Origin of the sequence: Methylocystis bryophila, from assembly GCF_027925445.1 — a bacterium.
GTDB lineage: Bacteria > Pseudomonadota > Alphaproteobacteria > Rhizobiales > Beijerinckiaceae > Methylocystis > Methylocystis bryophila.
The window spans coordinates 2,034,891-2,052,391 of sequence record NZ_AP027149.1; the positions used below are offsets into that span (position 1 = coordinate 2,034,891).

The following is a 17,501-nucleotide window of genomic DNA, read 5'->3' on the forward strand; positions in this document are numbered from 1 at the left end:
CCTCAGGAAAGGACGTCTTCTATGTCCGCGACCAAGATTCTCTGGGGCCAAGTCATCACCGTCTTTGCGATCGTCCTGCTGGCGATCTGGAGCGCGACGGAGTGGACGGCTTGGCGCCTCGGCTTTCAACCGCAACTCGGCCATCCTTGGTTCGAGCTGCTGCATTTCCCGTTCTACCTTCCACCGGCCTTCTTCTGGTGGTGGTACGCCTACGACGCCTACGCGCCCGACATCTTCATCGAGGGAGCCTACATCGCCGCATCGGGTGGGATCATCGCCGCGGCTGTCGCGATCGGCATGTCCGTCTGGCGCGCCCGCGAGGCGAAGAATGCCGAGACCTACGGCTCTGCCCGCTGGGCGCAGCCGAAGGAGATCGAAGCCGCTGGACTCAGCGGACCCGATGGCGTCGTGCTGGGCCGCTACCAGCGCAGCTATTTGCGCCACGATGGGCCGGAGCATGTGTTGTGCTTCGCGCCGACGCGATCGGGCAAAGGCGTCGGCCTCGTCATCCCTTCGCTCTTGACCTGGCCGGGCTCGGCGATCGTCCACGACATCAAGGGCGAAAACTGGCAGCTCACCGCTGGCTTCCGCGCCCAGCACGGCCGCGTGCTCCTGTTCGATCCCACCAATGCGAAGTCGTCGGCCTACAATCCGCTGCTGGAGGTGCGCCGCGGCGAGTGGGAGGTGCGCGACGTCCAGAACATCGCCGACATCCTGGTCGATCCCGAAGGAAGTCTCGAAAAGCGAAACCATTGGGAGAAGACCAGTCACGCGCTCCTGGTCGGCGCCATCCTACACGTCCTCTATGCGGAGGCTGACAAGACGCTCGCCGGCGTCGCGTCATTCCTCTCCGATCCCAAGCGGCCGATCGAGTCGACCTTGGCGGCGATGATGAAGACCCCCCATCTTGGCGAGGCCGGCGTCCATCCCGTCGTCGCGTCCGCGGCCCGCGAGTTGCTGAACAAGTCCGGCAATGAGCGGTCCGGCGTCTTGAGCACGGCCATGTCGTTCCTCGGCCTCTACCGCGATCCGGTGGTCGCGGAGGTGACCAGGCGCTGCGATTGGCGAATAGGCGACATCGTCGCTGTGGAGCGACCGACGACGCTCTACCTCGTGGTGCCGCCCTCGGACATCAACCGCACCAAGCCGCTGATCCGCCTGATCCTCAACCAGATCGGCCGGCGGCTCACGGAGGACCTGCTGGCCAAGGCCGGTCGGCGACGGCTGCTCCTGATGCTCGACGAGTTCCCAGCGCTGGGGCGGCTCGACTTCTTCGAGTCCGCGCTCGCCTTCATGGCGGGCTACGGGATCAAGAGCTTTCTCATCGCCCAGTCGCTGAACCAGATCGAGAAGGCTTACGGGCCGAACAACTCGATCCTCGACAACTGTCATGTGCGGGTCAGCTTCGCCACCAATGACGAGCGCACCGCCAAGCGGGTCAGCGACGCGCTCGGCACGGCGACCGAAATGAAGGCCATGAAGAACTATGCCGGCAGCCGGCTGTCGCCCTGGCTCGGACATCTGATGGTCTCCCGATCGGAGACGGCGCGCCCGCTGCTCACGCCGGGCGAGGTCATGCAACTCCCGCCTACCGACGAGATCGTCATGGTGTCTGGCGTCCATCCGATCCGCGCGAGGAAGGCGCGCTACTACGAGGATGCGCGGTTGCAGGAGCGCATCCTGCCGCCGCCTGCGCCGACGCAGCCGAAAGTGAGTCGTTCCGACGACTGGAGTTCACGGCCATTGCCCCCGCGGCCGCCGGCGCCAGCTGCGCGTGACGGCGAGGAGGCCGACGATGAAGACCCGAAGAACTCGGACCGCCGTCGCCAGCCTGAACTGAACCAGGAGACGGTCGAGAAGAAGCAGCCGATCGACAACGAATTCGCCCTCGATCCGACCGACGAGCTTGAGGAGGATGCGCCCCGCGTAGGTCGGATGAACGACCTCATGCAGGGCTTGGCGCGCCAAGCCTCCCTCGACCCCGGCGACGACCTGGGACTGTGAGGCTGGGATGCCGGCGCCGAAGAAGAAGGCCCAGATCTCCGTCTATCTCGATCCGGACGTGATGCGGTCCCTGTCCGTCTACGCGGCGCGGCGAGAGCAACCGATGTCGCTGATCGCCGAGGCCGCCATCGCCTCGTTCCTTTCGCCGGACGCAGATGAGCGGCGCGAGGCTGCCATCGCCAAACGCCTCGATCAGCAGGACCGGCGCCTGGCGCGGCTCGAGCGCGACGTCGGCATCGCCGTCGAGACGCTCGCCCTGTTCATCCGCTTCTGGCTCACCACGACACCGGCGCTTCCTGAACCGGCTGCCAAGGCGGCGCGGGCGCAGGCTGGACCTCGCTACGACAACTTCGTCGCCGCGCTTGGCCGGCGCCTCAGCCAGGGGCCAAAGCTTCGGCAAGAGATCCCCGACGATGCGCGGGAAGACCCGACTCGATCGGCGGACACCGACTAGACGCGATCCCGAATAACCGGAGCATCACCGAAGCCGTTGAAACCGAGTCCGCACCCAGCAAGTATTTTTTCTCTGCTTTACGCCTGGTCCCTACGCCATCTGAATACTTGTTGAATCGCCCTACTTACTGCCTTTTCTAATCGTCCCCGTCGCTAGTCGCGTGTCGCGATTTGCCAATGACGGGGACGATCGTGGCGGTCACACCACTTCATTCCGAGGCCTTCTCCCGCGGTGCGCGCATGCTGCGCACCGCGCTCGGTCCCGCCATCGCCGGCTTCCTCGAAGACCCGTCGATCGTCGAGGTGATGCTCAACCCCGACGGCCGGCTTTGGATAGACCGGCTGTCGGGGGGGCTGGAGGATAGCGGCCGGACGATGTCCGCCGCCGATGGCGAGCGGATCGTGCGCCTGGTCGCGCACCATGTCGGCGCGGAGGTCCATGCCGACAAACCGCGTGTCTCGGCCGAGCTGCCCGAGACGGGAGAGCGGTTCGAGGGCCTGTTGCCGCCGGTGGTGGCGGCGCCGGCTTTTGCGATCCGCAAGCCCGCCGTCGCCGTCTTCACCCTCGACGACTATGTCGCCGCCGGCATCATGCTGGCCGGCCAGGCCGCGGTGCTCCGCGCCGCCGTGGCTGATCGCAAGAACATCCTCGTCGCCGGCGGCACCTCGACCGGCAAGACCACGCTCACCAACGCCCTCCTGGCTGAGATCGCCGGCACCACCGACCGCGTGGTGTTGATCGAGGACACCCGCGAGCTGCAATGCCGCGCGCCCAACCTTGTGGCGCTCCGCACCAAGGACGGCGTCGCCTCGCTCTCCGATCTGGTCCGCTCCTCGCTGCGCTTGCGCCCCGATCGCATCCCGATCGGCGAGGTGCGCGGCGCGGAGGCGCTGGACCTCTTGAAGGCCTGGGGCACCGGCCACCCTGGCGGCATCGGCACGATCCACGCCGGCACCGCGCTCGGCGCGATGCGCCGCCTCGAGCAGCTCATCCAGGAAGCCGTCGTCACCGTCCCCAGGGCGCTAATCGCCGAGACTATCGATCTCGTCGCGGTGCTGCGCGGGCGCGGCAGCGAACGCCGCCTTTCCGAACTCGCACTCATCGCCGGTCTCGATCCCGCCACCGGCGATTACCGCGTCCAGTCCGCCGGGGCGGGCGGCGACCTCTTGCCCCCCGGAGACCCATCATGATCCGTGTTCTCGCTGTCGCTCATTCTTCGCGTCGCCGCGTGGCCGAGCTCGTTACGCTCGCGACCCTGACGCTCGCCTTCGCCCCGGCGGCTTACGCCTCCGGCTCCTCCATGCCGTGGGAGACCCCGCTCAACTCCATCCTGGAGTCGGTGCAAGGGCCCGTCGCGAAGATCATCTCGGTCATCATCATCACCGTGACCGGCCTGACGCTCGCCTTCGGCGACACGAGCGGCGGCTTCCGCCGGCTGATCCAGATTGTGTTCGGCCTGTCGATCGCCTTCGCCGCGTCGAGCTTCTTCCTCTCCTTCTTCTCGTTCTCCGGCGGAGCGCTGGTCTGATGGCCGCGATCGTCGATCCCGACGTGCCCGGCTTCTTCGCGCCGGTCCATCGCGCGCTTACCGACCCAATTCTGATGGGCGGCGCGCCGCGGACCGTCGCGATCGCCAACGGCACGCTCGCCGCGGCGATCGCCCTCGGCCTGCGGCTCTGGATCCCCGGCGCGCTGATCTGGGCGGTAGGTCACACCGCGGCCGTCTGGGCGGCGAAGCGCGATCCGCAGTTCGTCGACGTGGTGCGCCGGCACCTTCGTTACCCAGCCTTTCTCGGCGTCTGAGGCTCCGATGCTGAACCTTGCAGAATATCGCAGTCGTCCCGCCGGTCTCGCCGACTTCCTGCCCTGGGCGGCCTTGGTCGAAGAGGGCGTTGTCCTCAACAAGGATGGCTCCTTCCAGCGCACGGCGCGCTTTCGCGGGCCGGACCTCGATAGCGCCACGCCGGCCGAGCTGGTGGGCGTGACCGCCCGACTCAACAACGCGCTGCGCCGTCTCGGCTCCGGCTGGGCGATCTTTGTCGAGGCGCAACGGATCGCCGCGCAGACCTATCCGCACAGCAGCTTTTCCGATCCGGCGTCAGCGCTGGTTGATCTCGAGCGCCAGGACGCCTTCGAAGAGGCTGGCGCGCATTTCGAGAGCCGTTACTTCCTGACCTTCGTCTGGCTGCCGCCGGCCGAGGACGCCTCCCGCGTCGAGGGCTGGCTCTACGAGGGCCGCGCGCAGACGGGCGTCGATCCGTGGGAGCTGCTGCGCGGCTTTGTCGATCGGACCAATCGCGTCTTGCAACTGGTCGAGGGGTTCATGCCCGAGGTGGCCTGGCTCGACGACGGCGACACGCTGACCTACTTGCACTCGACCATCTCGACCCGTGCGCAGCGCATCCGCGTGCCCGAGACACCGATGCACCTCGATGCGTTGCTCGCCGATGAGCCGCTTGCCGGCGGCCTCGAGCCCCGCCTCGGCGCCCATCATCTTCGCACGCTCACTGTGGTCGGATTCCCGACAACGACGCATCCCGGCATCCTCGACGAGCTGAACCGGCTCGCCTTCCCGTACCGCTGGTCCACCCGGGCGATCCTGCTCGACAAGACCGAAGCGGTGAAGCTGCTCACCAAGATCCGCCGGCAGTGGTTCGCCAAGCGCAAGTCCATCGCCGCCATCGTCAAGGAGGTGATGACCAACGAGGCGTCGACCCTCGTCGACTCCGACGCGGCCAACAAGGCCGCCGACGCCGATCTCGCCCTGCAGGAATTGGGCTCCGACGATGTTGGCCAAGCCTATGTCACTGCGACAGTCACTGTCTGGGACGAGGACCCGGGTCTCGCCGCTGAAAAGCTCCGGCTGGTGGAGAAGGTGATTCAGGGCCGCGACTTCACCTGCATGCCGGAAGGAGTGAATGCGCTCGAGGCCTGGCTCGGCTCCATCCCCGGCCATGCCTACGCCAACGTCCGTCAGCCGCCGGTCTCGACGCTGAACCTGGCGCACATGATCCCGCTCTCGGCAGTTTGGGCTGGGCCGGCAAGGGATGAGCATTTCCAGGCGCCGCCGCTGCTCTACGGCAAGACGGAAGGTTCGACGCCCTTCCGACTCAGCCTGCATGTCGGCGACGTCGGCCACACGTTGATCGTCGGCCCGACCGGCGCGGGCAAGTCGGTGCTGCTCGCGCTGATGGCAATGCAGTTCCGCCGTTACCGCAACAACCAGATCTTCGCTTTCGATTTCGGCGGGTCGATCCGCACCGCGGCGATCGCCATGGGCGGCGATTGGCACGATCTCGGCGGCAGCCTGTCGGCTGGATCGGAACATTCGGTGTCGCTGCAGCCGCTTGCCCGCATCGACGATCAGTCGGAGCGCGCCTGGGCGGCGGAGTGGGTGGCGGCCATCCTCGCGAAGGAGGGCGTCACCATCGATCCGACCGCCAAGGAGCATGTCTGGTCGGCGCTGAGCTCGCTGGCGTCGTCGCCCGTGGGCGAGCGCACCATCACCGGCCTGGCGGTCCTGTTGCAGTCGACGGCGCTGAAGCAGGCGTTGCAGCCCTATTGCGTCGGTGGAGCCTCGGGCCGCCTACTCGATGCCGAGGCTGAGCAGCTCGGCTCCGCTCCGGTGCAGGCGTTCGAGACCGAGGGCCTGATCGGCGCCGGAGCGGCGCCCGCCGTGCTGACCTATCTCTTCCATCGCATTGAGGGCCGCCTCGACGGCCGGCCGACCTTGCTCATCATCGACGAGGGGTGGCTGGTCCTCGACGATCCGGCCTTCGCCCAGCAGCTCCGCGAGTGGCTGAAGACGCTGCGCAAGAAGAATGCCTCCGTCGTCTTCGCCACGCAGTCGCTGTCGGATATCGACGGCAGCAACATCGCGCCCGCGATCGTCGAGAGCTGTCCGACGCGTATCTTCCTGCCGAACGAGCGCGCGATCGAGCCGCAGATCACCGCGATCTACCGCCGCTTCGGTCTCAACGATCGCCAGATCGAGATCCTCGCGCGCGCTACGCCGAAGCGCGACTACTACTGCCAGTCGCGCCGCGGCAATCGCCTGTTCGAGCTAGGTCTCGGCCCCGTAGCGCTCGCCTTCTGTGCCGCTTCCTCCAAGGCGGACCACGCCGCGATCGAGCGCGTCGTCGCCGAGCACGGCCGCGATGCTTTCACGCCCGCTTGGCTCGCGGACCACGAGCTCCTCTGGGCCGCCGATCTCATCCCTGACCTGATCAACCTGGAGACATCATCATGATCAAGCTGCGCCATCTGGCGGCGGCAAGCGCCGCCGTGCTCACCCTGGCCGTCGCCGTGCCGCCCGCCTGGGCGCAGTGGATCGTCTACGACCCGACCAACTTCGGCCAGAACGTGCTCACCGCCGCGCGCGAGCTGCAGCAGATCAACAATCAGATCACGATGCTGACCAACCAGGCGACGTCGCTGGTCAACCAGGCGCGCAACCTTGCAAACCTGCCGATGTCGACGTTGACCCAGCTTCAGTCGTCGATCGCCCAGACCCAGTCACTGCTAGGTCAGGCGCAGAACATCGCCTTCAACGCCAGCGCATCGAGCAGGCCTATTCGACGAGCTACGGTTCGGCCGCCGGCACAGGTTCGACCACCGCCATGGTCGCCAACGCGCAGACCCGCTGGCAGAACTCCGTCGCCGCCTTCGAGGACAGCCTGAAGGTACAGGCGGGCGTGGTCGGCAACATCCCGACGAACTCCAGTGCGATGACCTCGCTAGTCACGGCCAGCCAGAGCGCCACCGGCGCGCTGCAGGCGGCACAGGCCGGCAACCAACTCTTGGCGCTGCAATCTCAGCAGCTTTCCGATCTCGTCGCCGTGCTGTCGGCCAAGAGTCGGGCCGACGCCCTGGAGCAGGCGCGTACCGCCTCGGCCGAGGCGCAAGGCCAGCAGAACTACAAGACCTTCTCGACGCGCACCGGCTATCAGCCCGGAAACGTCACCATGTTCAGCGGCAACTGAGGCGCGGCGATGCTGGGACGGTCGGAAATCTTCCGCGCCGCCGCGATCGTCGCCCTGATCGCGGTCGCCATCACGGCTCTTGTGGTGACCAACCGGCGCCACTCGGCCCCCATTGCCGAGACCCCTCCGACCATCGTCACACCAGCATCCGACGACCTCTCGGCCGAGCTGCGCCGTTGCAGCGCGCTCGGTCCCCAGGATGCCGAAGATCCGCATTGCGTCGCGGTCTGGGAGGAGAACCGCCAGCGATTCTTCGGCAGGCCGGCGCGGCCTCTGCCGCCACAAACGCCCCCAGGCGCTGCCGCGCCGGCCACCCCTTCTAAGGGAGATGCGCGATGAACAACGTCGGCGTCATCGACACCTTCCTCAACACCTTCACCACCTACATCGATTCCGGCTTCGGCCTGATCAAGGGCGAAGTCGGCTATCTCTCGTCCACGCTGATCGTCATCGACATCACCCTTGCAGGCCTGTTCTGGGCCTGGGGCGCCGACGAGGACATCCTCCAGCGCCTGGTGAAGAAGACCCTCTACATCGGCTTCTTCGCCTTCATCATCAACAACTTCAACAATCTATCGGCCATCGTCTTCAACAGCTTCGCCGGCCTCGGCCTGAAGGCGGGCGGCTCGTCTATCAGCACCGCCGACTTCCTGCGGCCGGGCAAGCTCGCCCAGGTCGGGCTCGACGCCGGACAGCCGTTGCTCGATGCGGCCAACCAGATGATGGGCTTCACCAGCTTCTTCGCGAACTTCGTGCAGATCGCGGTGCTGATGGTCTCGTGGGTCCTGGTGCTGATCGCCTTCTTCATTCTGGCGGTTCAGCTCTTCGTCACGCTGATCGAATTCAAGCTGACCACACTGGCCGGCTTCATCCTCATTCCCTTCGCCCTCTTCAACAAGACCGCCTTCCTCGCAGAGAAGGTGCTCGGCAACATCGTCGCGTCCGGCATCAAGGTGATGGTGCTGGCCGTCATCGTTGGCATCGGCACCGGGCTCTTCTCGCAGTTCACTCAGACCTACGCCGGCGGCCAGCCGACGGTCGAGCAAGCGCTGTCCGTCGTGCTGGCCGCCCTCGCCATGCTGGGCCTCGGCATCTTCGGCCCCGGCATCGCCACCGGCCTGGTCTCCGGCGCGCCCCAGCTCGGCGCGGGCGCCGCCGTCGGGACTGGTCTGGCCGTCGCGGGTACGGCGATGGCCGGCGCCGGCGCGCTCGGCCTGGCCGGCAGGGGGGCGATGGCTGCGGCTTCCGGCACTGCCGCCGCCGCGCGCGGTGGGGCGGCAATGGCCGGCGGCGCGTCCTCCGCCTACAGCCTTGCTTCAGCCGGCCGGTCCGGCGCGTCGGGCGTCGCGGCCGGACTCGGCGGGGTCGGGCGAGCGGCCGCTTCAGCCGCCGCGGCTCCTGTGCGGCGCGCCGCCGCTCAAGCCGGCAGTTCGATGCGGGAAAGCTTCGCCGCCGGCGGCCGGTCCAGTTTCGCTGCAACCGGCGGCTCGTCGACCGGAGGGACGGTCGGCGGCAATTCACCAAGCACGCCCGCGGCGCCCACCGGCGGATCGGAGGGTTCCGGCCCACCGGCCTGGGCCCAGCGCATGAAGCGCAACCAGTCGATCGTCCACGGGACGCAGACCGCTGCGCAGGTCCTCAGGTCCGGCGACAGCCATGGCGGCGGCCATTCCGTCGATCTCTCTGGAGGAGAATAAGAGATGGCGCTGTTTCGCCGCCCCACCGTTCGCTACGGTCGAACGCCCGAGCCTGAAACCCCCTATCAGCGCGCCGCCCAGGTGTGGGACGACCGCATCGGCTCGGCTCGGGTGCAGGCCAAGAACTGGCGGCTGATGGCCTTCGGCTCGCTCGCGCTGTCTATGGGTCTCGCCGGCAGTCTCGTCTGGCAATCGACCCACGGCACCATCGTCCCCTGGGTCGTGCAGGTCGACAAGCTCGGCCAGGCGCAGGCCGTCGCGCCCGCCGCCGCCGACTACACGCCCAGCGATCCGCAAGTTGCCTGGTATCTTGCGCACTTCATCCAGATCGTCCGGTCGCTGCCGGCCGATCCGATCATCGTGCGGCAGAACTGGCTGCAGGCCTACGACTTCACCACCACCTCGGGCTCCCAGGCGCTCAACGACTATGCGCGCGCCAACGACCCCTTCGCCAAGCTCGGCAAGCAGCAGATCGCCATCGACGTATCTAGCGTGATCCGCGCGTCGCCCTCGAGCTTCCGCGTCGAATGGGTCGAGCATCGCTATCAAGACGGCGCGCTCGCCGACAACACCCGTTGGACCGCGATCCTCACCATCGCGATCCAGACGCCGACTTCCGCCGACGTGCTCCGCAAGAACCCGCTCGGTGTCTACGTCACCGCCATCAACTGGTCGAAGGAGCTAGGACAATGACCTCGCCGATTTCCATGGAAGCCGGCGGTCCGGCTTCGCGTCTCTTCACCATTCAGCAGAGCCGGAAAGGAGGGATTGCGCCTTTCCGTAAAGCCGCCCTGGCGGCTTTGCTGATGTCCGCCACTACGCTGGGCGGCTGCGCGCACAATTTCATTCCGCCCGACATCAATTACGACAGCGCGGCGCCGGCAAAGCTCACCGTCGATCCGCCAGCGCCTATCAAGATCGTGGAGTTGCCCAAGCTGCTGCCGCTGCCCGGGCAACTGAAGCCGATCGACGGTGGCAAGCCGACACCCGAAGCTGCCGACCCGACCGTGCGCGTCAACCAGGCCAACGCTGCCGCGCGGATTCAGCCGGTGCGCAACGGCTTCATCAACGCGGTCCAAGTCTATCCGTTCTCCGGCGGGGCGCTCTACCAAGTCTATACGGCGCCCGGCGAGATTACCGACATCGCGCTGCAGGACGGCGAGCAGCTCGTCGGCTCCGGCCCCGTCGCCGCCGGCGACACCGTGCGCTGGATTATCGGCGATACCGAGAGCGGCACGGGCGCCACCAAGAAAGTTCACATCCTGGTCAAGCCGACGAGACCCGAGCTGCTCACCAATCTGGTCATCAACACGGATCGGCGGACCTACCTCCTCGAGCTGCGCTCGACCGAGAAGACCTACATGGCCTCGGTCTCCTGGCAGTATCCCGAAGATCAGCTCATCGCGCTTCGGCGGCAGAACCAGGAGGCCGACGCAGCCGCGCCGATTGCCAGCGGCGTCGATCTCGCCTCGATCAACTTCCGTTATGCAATCCAGGGCGACAACCCGGCCTGGCGTCCGCTGCGCGCCTTCGACGACGGGCACAAGGTCTACATCGAGTTCCCGAGCGGCATTGCCCAGGGCGAGATGCCGCCACTGTTCGTCATCGGACCGGCCGGCGGCTCCGAGCTGGTGAACTACCGGGTCAACCGCAACTATTACATCGTCGACCGCCTGTTCGCAGCCGCCGAATTGCGTCTCGGCGACAAGGATAGCGAGCGGCGCGTGCGCATCGTTCGTACCGACGGAAGGCCGCGGTCATGACGGCGGAAGGTCCTGAAGAACAACCGCCGACGCCGACGCCCGTCGTACCGCCCGATCTGCGGCTTCGGGGCGAACGGCCGCGCGTCACACGCTTGTCGCGCAGGGTGCTGATTGGCCTGGGCGCCGTTTCGGCGCTCGCCGTCGCGGGCGCGCTCGGCTACGCGCTCCAGACTCGCAACGCGGCGCAGAGCGGCCAGGAGCTGCTTTCCACGCAGAACCGTCCCTCCGCCGAGGGCCTCGCTGGCCTGCCGAAAGACTATACCGGCCTGCCACGGCAGGCGCCCCCGCTTGGCCCGCCGCTGCCCGGCGATCTCGGCAAGCCAATCCTGAACGCAGGGGCAGCGCCGAACACCGTAGCGCCCGCGACCACGCCTGATCCGGAGGCGCAGCGCCGCGCCCAAGAGATCGAGGCGGCGCGGCTCAGCCGCCTCTTTGCCCAGACCAATCAGCAGCCCCAGCCCGTCGGGCTCGCCGCGCCGGCTGGGATCGGGACGACGACGGGTCCGACTCCCGCACCGCCAGTCGACGCCGGCGCCGCGCAGAACATGCAGGACCGCAAGACGGCCTTCCTCAATGCGTCGACGGACAAGCGCACGGTCAGTCCAGACCGGCTCGACGCGAAGGCCTCGCCTTATGTCGTGCAGGCCGGCACTGTGATTCCCGCCGCGCTCATCACGGGCATTCGTTCCGATCTGCCTGGTCAAATCACTGCCCAGGTGACGGAGGCGGTCTATGACAGCCCGACCGGCAAATATCTTCTGATCCCGCAGGGCGCGAAGCTGATCGGCCAATACGACAGCTCCGTCGCTTTCGGGCAGTCGCGCGTCCTGCTGGTTTGGACCCGGATCATCATGCCGGATGGCGGCTCGATCGTGCTGGAGCGTCAGCCCGGCGCCGACACGCAGGGCTACGCCGGACTAGAGGACGAGGTCGACAACCATTGGGGCATGCTGTTCAAGGCCGCCGTCCTTTCGACGCTGCTCAGCGTGGGCGCGGAGGCAGGCACGAGCCAGGACGAGAACAACCTTGTTCAGGCGATCCGCAGCGGAGCATCCAACAGCATCAGCCAGACAGGGTCTCAGATTGTCCAGCGGCAGCTCAACATCCAGCCGACGCTCACGATCCGGCCAGGCTTCCCGGTCCGTGTCATCGTTACCCGCGATCTGGTGTTGACGCCCTACGGACACGGAGGGAATCCATGACGAAGCTCAAGCTTGGGCCGCTGGCCGACGACAAGCCGGTCAAAATCAGCGTCGAATTGCCCGCTGCCGTGCATCGGGATCTTGTCGCTTATGCTCAAGTGCTCGGCCGGACGACTGGCCAAACGGCTCCCGACCCCTCGAAGCTCATCGTGCCGATGGTCGAGCGATTCATGGCGACCGACCGCGCGTTCGCGAAGGCGCGACGCGATCGGAGCGGTCAGGTCGCTTTCGGTCCGGCCGAGAAATCGGGATAGTGTTCGTTCAACATAGCCAGGAACGATCCCAAGGCGGGATTGCTGTTCGCTTCTCGCCAGTACGCCATGAAATTGGTCTGGGTCGGGCCGTCGTCGTCCCAGACCTCCCTATAGACCACGCCTTCGTGGCGCACCCCCGTCGCGCCCTCGAACATCAAGAGCGTGCCATAGTTCGCACTGACTAGGCTCAGCAGTCTGTCCAGTGACGAGTCCTGATGGATGATATGCTGAGAATCAATGGCATGACGGAGCTTCGCCGCGAGCAGCCCCTCAAGCTCCGGTCCGGGACCCTGCTGCGGGACGAGGAACTTTTCGTTTGCAAGATCCGCCCAACGAATCCTCGAATTTTGGCCAAGCGGATGATGCTCGGGGAAAGCTACGATCACCCGCTCGCTCCAAAGCGGAAGCATCCGGCCGTCCCATGCCGTCGCATGACCCGTCATGATCGCGACATCGACGGCGTTGCCCGCGAGAGCGCAAAGCAGCCGATCATGGCTCCCATCGACGGTTCGTACATCTACATCCGGAAAGCGCCGGTGATATTCGACCAGCGTCGCGTGCATGTGCCCCGCCGAAGGGGAGGCTTGAACGCCGATCGTTAACAAGCCAAGTTCGCCACGGCTCCTGCTCCTGATCCGCCGAAGTTCCCTGTCCACGTCATCGAGTATTCGCTTGGCGCTCGCGATGAACTCCAGCCCCACCATGGTGAGGTGGGTGCCGCCATTCGTCCTTTCGAACAACACCATGCCAAGCTGGCGCTCGATCTCGTGCAGCCGGCGGCTCAAGGTCGATTGGCGTATGTTCAGAGCTTCCGCCGCCTGTCTCAGGCTGCGGTGCTGTGACGTTACGACCGCCAAACGCAAATCGCGAAGCTCTACGTCCACGCTGCTCACTTCATCGGCCCGCATACGGGCCGCCTTTCACAAACTCTGCCGCCCCCTCTCCGGCCACCTCCATCGCGACGATACGCGAAGCCCGTGGTTCGATCCCTCGACTTGTCAGGCCGGCAATGGATCGGTGCCGCGATCGAGCAAGGCCAGATAGTCCGAATAGGCGTAAATCCGGCCGCGCTGCCGTCCCGTGGTCTCGCGCACGACCCCAATCTTGGCGAGATTTTCCAGCGCCGTGCTGGCGGTCGGGAAGGAGACGGCGAGCTTTTCGGAGACGGTCTGGATGGTGACGATCGGGCTGGCCTGCATCAGTTCGTGGACCCGGAGCGCCGACGGGGCCGCTCGGCCGAGGCCGGCGATCTCCTGTCGATGGGCGTCGAACATGGCGATCAGATCGCGAGCCGTCGCGGCCGCCTGTTCGGCGGTCTCCGCCACGCCGGTCAGGAAGAACTCCATCCAGGTCTCCCACGTCCCGGCCTGCCGGACCTCCTGCAGGAGCCGGTAATAGTCGTCGCGCCGGGACTTCAGGAACAGGCTGAGATAGAGGATCGGCTCGCGCAGCACGCCCGCCTCGCACAGGATCAGCGTGATGAGCAGCCGGCCCAGGCGTCCGTTGCCGTCGAGAAAGGGATGGATCGTCTCGAACTGGACGTGGGCCAGGCCCGCCCGGATGAGCGGGGGCAGCGCCGCATCCTCGCTGTGCAGGAAGCGCTCCAGCGCATCGAGGCACTCGTCCAGCCGGTTCGGCGGGGGAGGCACGAACAGGGCGTTGCCCGGCCGGGTTCCACCGATCCAGTTCTGCGAGCGGCGGAACTCGCCCGGTTGCTTCGCGGCGCCACGCCCTGATTTGAGCAGGATGGCGTGCATTTCGCGGATCAACCGGAGTGACAGGGGAAACCCACCCCGCATCCGGGAGACGCCATGCTCGATCGCCGCGACGTAGTTCGAAACCTCGGTCACGTCGTCGAGTTCGACCGCTGGCGCCTCGTGATTTTCGAACAGTAGCAGGTCGGACAGCGAGGATTGCGTGCCCTCGATCTGCGAGGACAGGAGGGCTTCCTTGCGGACGTACATGTAGAGGAACAAAGGCGTCGAGGGCAGGATCGTCGTCACGCCGTCGAGGCGCCCGACCGCGGCGATGGCGCGTTCGTAGACGTGCATGAACCGGCCCAGTTCGAGCGGCGGCTTTGGCGGCAGCGGGGGAGGCACATAGGCGCGCACGCGCTCGCCTCCCGCGCTCGTTTCAACATAGACCCCGAGCCTTTGGTTCTCTCCGTCCGTCACGCGCGATCCTTTAATTAGCTTCGCCGCTATTAAAGCGTATCGCCATATATCTTAATAGCGGGTGGGGCTAATTCAAGGCTGCCGGCGTGACGCGACATCCGCACGGGCGGCGATTGGGAGCACGACAGGAGAGGATGTGGTTCGACTCGACATCTTCGAGCCCTCGGCCAACCTAATCCGCGTTGCGCTACAAGGCGCAAATCTAGGGAGGTTGGCGCACCCGACACGATTCGAACGTGTGGCCTCCACCTTCGGAGGGTGGCGCTCTATCCAGCTGAGCTACGGGTGCATCTCAATTTCGCCTAGCCCGACTGACCTATGAGGGTCAACGGATTCGGCCTTCACAAACCAGTCCCACATCACGGCCGCCGGGTGACTACGCCCAGCTATCCGCTGTTCCGCCCCCGTTCTCCGAAAACTGCTTACGCGGTGCTTACGCGAAAATTTCTCGGGGTTTGGCGGCGTTCGTAGGATTACTCAAGCTACTGTTTTCACGAACCTTTCTTCAGTTACTTACTAACGAAACCCCCTTGACATCAGCCTTCGGAGGGCAACGCTCTATCCAGCTGAGCTACGGGCGCGAGCAGGACGGGTTTACCTTGGCGGCGCGCGCAAGGCAATCGAGCTTGCAAACTTCGCCGGGGAAGGGCGCTTCGGAAAGCCTCACTCCACGACCACCCTCACGCTGCGGGACCGCCCTGGCTGCAGTGCGCGGCGCGCCTCGATCTGGTGCTGGCCGGGGCGAAGCGGCCAGAAAACCGTTTCATCCGTTTCGGCGACGCGGAAAGGCTCGCCGTCGACATACCAGACGATTTGCTCGGCTCGGGCGAGCGGCGCAAGCTTCAGCGCGATCTTCGCCACGGCGGCCGGCTGCTCGGGGTTGCGCCAGATATGCGTGTCGGCTTCGGGCGTCGCGATGACGAGCCGTTCCGCGTTCGCGGGCCGCGCAGCGGGCGCGACGGGAAGAGCGGCCCCGGGCTTCGCCCATTCGCGCAAGGTTGCCGCGCAGGAGCCCTGGGCGCCCGCCTCGAGGCAAGCGTCCAAGGCGATGCGATCCGGCGGCGGCAGGAACGCGTCGTCTTCGATCTCCCCCGGCTTCGCGCCGTGCAGCTGCACGAGCGCCGCATGGGCGAGGCGCGCGCTCGACGCCGCGCCGCTGATCTCCCGCATCGTCCCCGCGTCAGCGCGGCCGATCCAGACGCCGACGATGAATCTCTTCGAGAAGGCGAGCGTCCAGGCGTCGCGGTAGCCTTGGCTCGTGCCCGTCTTCACCGCGACGGCGAAGGGATATTCGAGCGGCCCGTAACGCGGGAAGGTCGGCAGCCGCGCCTGCGGATCCGCGAGCATGGAGGTGACGAGCCGCGCGGTGTCGAGCGAGAGCGCGCGCCGCGCCGCGCCGAGACGCTGCTCCTTCGCATAGATGAGATCGCTCAGCACGCCGTCGTCGGCGAGCATCGCATAGGCGCGCGTGAGCTTTCCGAGCTGCGTCGGCAGCGAGCCGATCGCCATGGACACGCCGAAAGACTCCGCCGGGGCCTCGAGCTCGTGCAGGCCGATCTCGTGCAGAAACTGAAAATTCGCCTCGACGCCGACACGACGGATCAGATTGGCCGCCGGCACATTGCGCGAATTGGCGAGCGCCTGGCGCGGCGTCATGGGCCCGAGATAAAGCCCGTCGGCGTTGTTGACGCCGGACGCGCCCTCGGGAACGTCCGCCAGGAGATCGGTCGACTCTAAGACGCCGCGCTCGAAGGCGAGCGCATAGACGAAAGGTTTTAACGTCGAGCCCGGCGAACGCGCTGTCCGCGTGAAGTCGAAGCTCCCCGCGTCCTTGCCGCCAAAGCGCGCCGAGCCCACCTCGGCGACGATATGGTTGCCGCCCTGGCGCTCGGCGACCATGATGGCGACCTGCCGCGCGCCCGCGTCGCGAAAACCGTCGAGGTAGCGACGCGCCAGCCGCTCCATGCGGGTCTCGAGATCGAGATCGATCGAGGCGTGGAGACGCGGATCATGCGGCTCCGCCTCGATGCGCCCCTCGCGCAAGAGCTGCGCGTAGCGAAGCGCGAGATGCAGCGCCTGCGGGCGCTTCGGCGTCTCGATCGGCCGCATCGCGAGGAGCTGCGCCTTGGCGAGCGCGGCCTCCTCGCGGTCGAGCGCCCTTTGGCGCGCGAGCGCGTCGATCGCGCGCGCCGCCCGCGTCGCGGCGCGCCTCAGGCCGCTGGCGCGCGCCAGATTCATGCGGCCCGGCGCCTGCGGGATCGCGGCGAGCAAGGCGGTTTCCGCCCAGGAGAGGTCCTCGACGGGCTTATTGAAATAGAAGCGCGCCGCATGCGCCGCGCCATGGCTGCCGGCGCCATAGGGCGCAAGCCGCAGATAATGGAGGAGCACCGCCTCGCGGCCGTGGCGCGCGACGAGCGCGAGCGCGCTCAAAGCCTCGTCGAGCTTGTTGACGAGCCCGCGCGGCTTGGGATTCTGCATGCGCGCGACCTGCATCGCGATGGTTGAACCGCCCTGACGGGGGCCGCGATGCAGCAGGTTGCGCCACGCCGCGCGCGCCAAAGCCAGCGGATCGACGCCCGGATGCTCGTCAAAGCGACGGTCTTCCAACGCCAACGTTGCGAGCGCCAGACGTTTGGGGATTTGCCGCAGCGGCCAATAGCCGTAGCCGAGGCTCTCGGGGCCGTGGGCGACCTGCGTGAGAAAGGCGCCGTTGCGGTCGTAGACGATTTCGGTGGGGGAGGGGGCCTCGAGGCGGGCGTTCGCGACGGCGGCGCGTAGCGAGAGGCCGATGGACCCGAGGAGCGCTGCGGTCACGCAAGCCGTGGCGGCCCAGAAGCGCCAATCGCGCAGCAGGCGCTTGCGATGTTGCTTGTCGGGACTTTGCGTCAAAGCCAGTTTCAGTCTCTCGCGAGGGGCCGCTCCAGCCGCCGTGTTCACACTAGCATATGGCCTCTAGGCCATGGCGCAATGA

General features: G+C 66.7%; 15 protein-coding genes, 1 tRNA gene and 1 pseudogene. 13 read left to right on the top strand and 4 right to left on the bottom strand.

The window, feature by feature from the left end; genetic code table 11:
* Nucleotides 1–21: 21 nt before the first annotated feature.
* The 13 genes and pseudogenes from QMG80_RS09655 (at nucleotide 22) to QMG80_RS09715 (ending at nucleotide 12,356) form a co-directional block, all read left to right on the top strand.
* Nucleotides 22–2,004: a conjugal transfer protein TraG gene (locus QMG80_RS09655; RefSeq protein WP_085772622.1), complete on the top strand. Its 1,983-nt coding sequence runs from the start codon at nucleotides 22–24 to the stop codon at nucleotides 2,002–2,004.
* A 7-nt stretch (nucleotides 2,005–2,011) separates the two neighbouring features.
* Entirely contained in the window at nucleotides 2,012–2,458 is a 447-nt protein-coding gene (locus QMG80_RS09660) for a CopG family transcriptional regulator (RefSeq protein WP_085772623.1), read from the top strand.
* A gap of 176 nt (nucleotides 2,459–2,634) precedes the next feature.
* A complete protein-coding gene (trbB, locus tag QMG80_RS09665) occupies nucleotides 2,635–3,648 on the top strand; it encodes a P-type conjugative transfer ATPase TrbB (RefSeq protein ID WP_085772624.1) in 1,014 nt (337 codons plus the stop codon).
* Nucleotides 3,645–3,986, top strand: a complete 342-nt coding sequence (locus QMG80_RS09670) for a TrbC/VirB2 family type IV secretion system protein (RefSeq protein ID WP_085772625.1) — start codon at nucleotides 3,645–3,647, stop codon at nucleotides 3,984–3,986. The genes trbB and QMG80_RS09670 overlap by 4 nt, the downstream gene beginning before the upstream one ends.
* Nucleotides 3,986–4,261: a VirB3 family type IV secretion system protein gene (locus tag QMG80_RS09675; RefSeq protein ID WP_085772626.1), complete on the top strand. Its 276-nt coding sequence runs from the start codon at nucleotides 3,986–3,988 to the stop codon at nucleotides 4,259–4,261. Before QMG80_RS09670 ends, QMG80_RS09675 begins: the two co-directional genes overlap by 1 nt.
* Before the next feature lie 7 nt (nucleotides 4,262–4,268).
* Entirely contained in the window at nucleotides 4,269–6,707 is a 2,439-nt protein-coding gene (trbE, locus tag QMG80_RS09680; protein WP_085772627.1) for a conjugal transfer protein TrbE, read from the top strand.
* Nucleotides 6,704–7,440, top strand: a pseudogene (gene trbJ, locus QMG80_RS09685) (P-type conjugative transfer protein TrbJ). Before trbE ends, trbJ begins: the two are co-directional and overlap by 4 nt.
* Nucleotides 7,441–7,449: 9 nt before the next feature.
* Nucleotides 7,450–7,779 carry a putative entry exclusion protein TrbK-alt gene (gene trbK-alt, locus QMG80_RS09690; protein WP_085772628.1) on the top strand — a complete coding sequence of 110 codons (330 nt, stop codon included), beginning with the start codon at nucleotides 7,450–7,452 and terminating at the stop codon, nucleotides 7,777–7,779.
* Nucleotides 7,776–9,137: a P-type conjugative transfer protein TrbL gene (trbL, locus tag QMG80_RS09695; protein ID WP_085772629.1), complete on the top strand. Its 1,362-nt coding sequence runs from the start codon at nucleotides 7,776–7,778 to the stop codon at nucleotides 9,135–9,137. The genes trbK-alt and trbL overlap by 4 nt, the downstream gene beginning before the upstream one ends.
* A 9-nt stretch (nucleotides 9,138–9,146) precedes the next feature.
* Entirely contained in the window at nucleotides 9,147–9,830 is a 684-nt protein-coding gene (trbF, locus tag QMG80_RS09700) for a conjugal transfer protein TrbF (RefSeq protein WP_199769089.1), read from the top strand.
* Complete coding sequence (trbG, locus tag QMG80_RS09705) at nucleotides 9,827–10,900, top strand: P-type conjugative transfer protein TrbG (protein WP_085772631.1); 1,074 nt, start codon at nucleotides 9,827–9,829, stop codon at nucleotides 10,898–10,900. The genes trbF and trbG overlap by 4 nt, the downstream gene beginning before the upstream one ends.
* Nucleotides 10,897–12,102 (top strand): TraB/TrbI/VirB10 family type IV secretion system protein, encoded by a 1,206-nt coding sequence (locus QMG80_RS09710; RefSeq protein WP_085772632.1) that lies wholly within the window; start codon nucleotides 10,897–10,899, stop codon nucleotides 12,100–12,102. Before trbG ends, QMG80_RS09710 begins: the two co-directional genes overlap by 4 nt.
* On the top strand, nucleotides 12,099–12,356 hold the full coding sequence (locus QMG80_RS09715) for a DUF2274 domain-containing protein (RefSeq protein WP_085772633.1): 258 nt from the start codon (nucleotides 12,099–12,101) through the stop codon (nucleotides 12,354–12,356). Before QMG80_RS09710 ends, QMG80_RS09715 begins: the two co-directional genes overlap by 4 nt.
* Here the strand turns inward: QMG80_RS09715 and QMG80_RS09720 are convergent.
* The 4 genes from QMG80_RS09720 to QMG80_RS09735 all read right to left on the bottom strand — a co-directional run bounded on the left by QMG80_RS09720 (nucleotide 12,320) and on the right by QMG80_RS09735 (nucleotide 17,419).
* Nucleotides 12,320–13,264 (bottom strand): LysR family transcriptional regulator, encoded by a 945-nt coding sequence (locus QMG80_RS09720; protein ID WP_245299963.1) that lies wholly within the window; start codon nucleotides 13,262–13,264, stop codon nucleotides 12,320–12,322. The two genes, QMG80_RS09715 and QMG80_RS09720, sit on opposite strands and share 37 nt — an antisense overlap.
* A gap of 90 nt (nucleotides 13,265–13,354) precedes the next feature.
* Entirely contained in the window at nucleotides 13,355–14,530 is a 1,176-nt protein-coding gene (locus tag QMG80_RS09725) for a Fic family protein (RefSeq protein ID WP_085772634.1), read from the bottom strand.
* Between the two features lie 212 nt (nucleotides 14,531–14,742).
* A tRNA-Arg gene (locus QMG80_RS09730) sits at nucleotides 14,743–14,819 on the bottom strand.
* Between the two features lie 374 nt (nucleotides 14,820–15,193).
* Nucleotides 15,194–17,419 carry a transglycosylase domain-containing protein gene (locus QMG80_RS09735; protein ID WP_245299964.1) on the bottom strand — a complete coding sequence of 742 codons (2,226 nt, stop codon included), beginning with the start codon at nucleotides 17,417–17,419 and terminating at the stop codon, nucleotides 15,194–15,196.
* Between the last annotated feature and the right edge of the window lie 82 nt (nucleotides 17,420–17,501).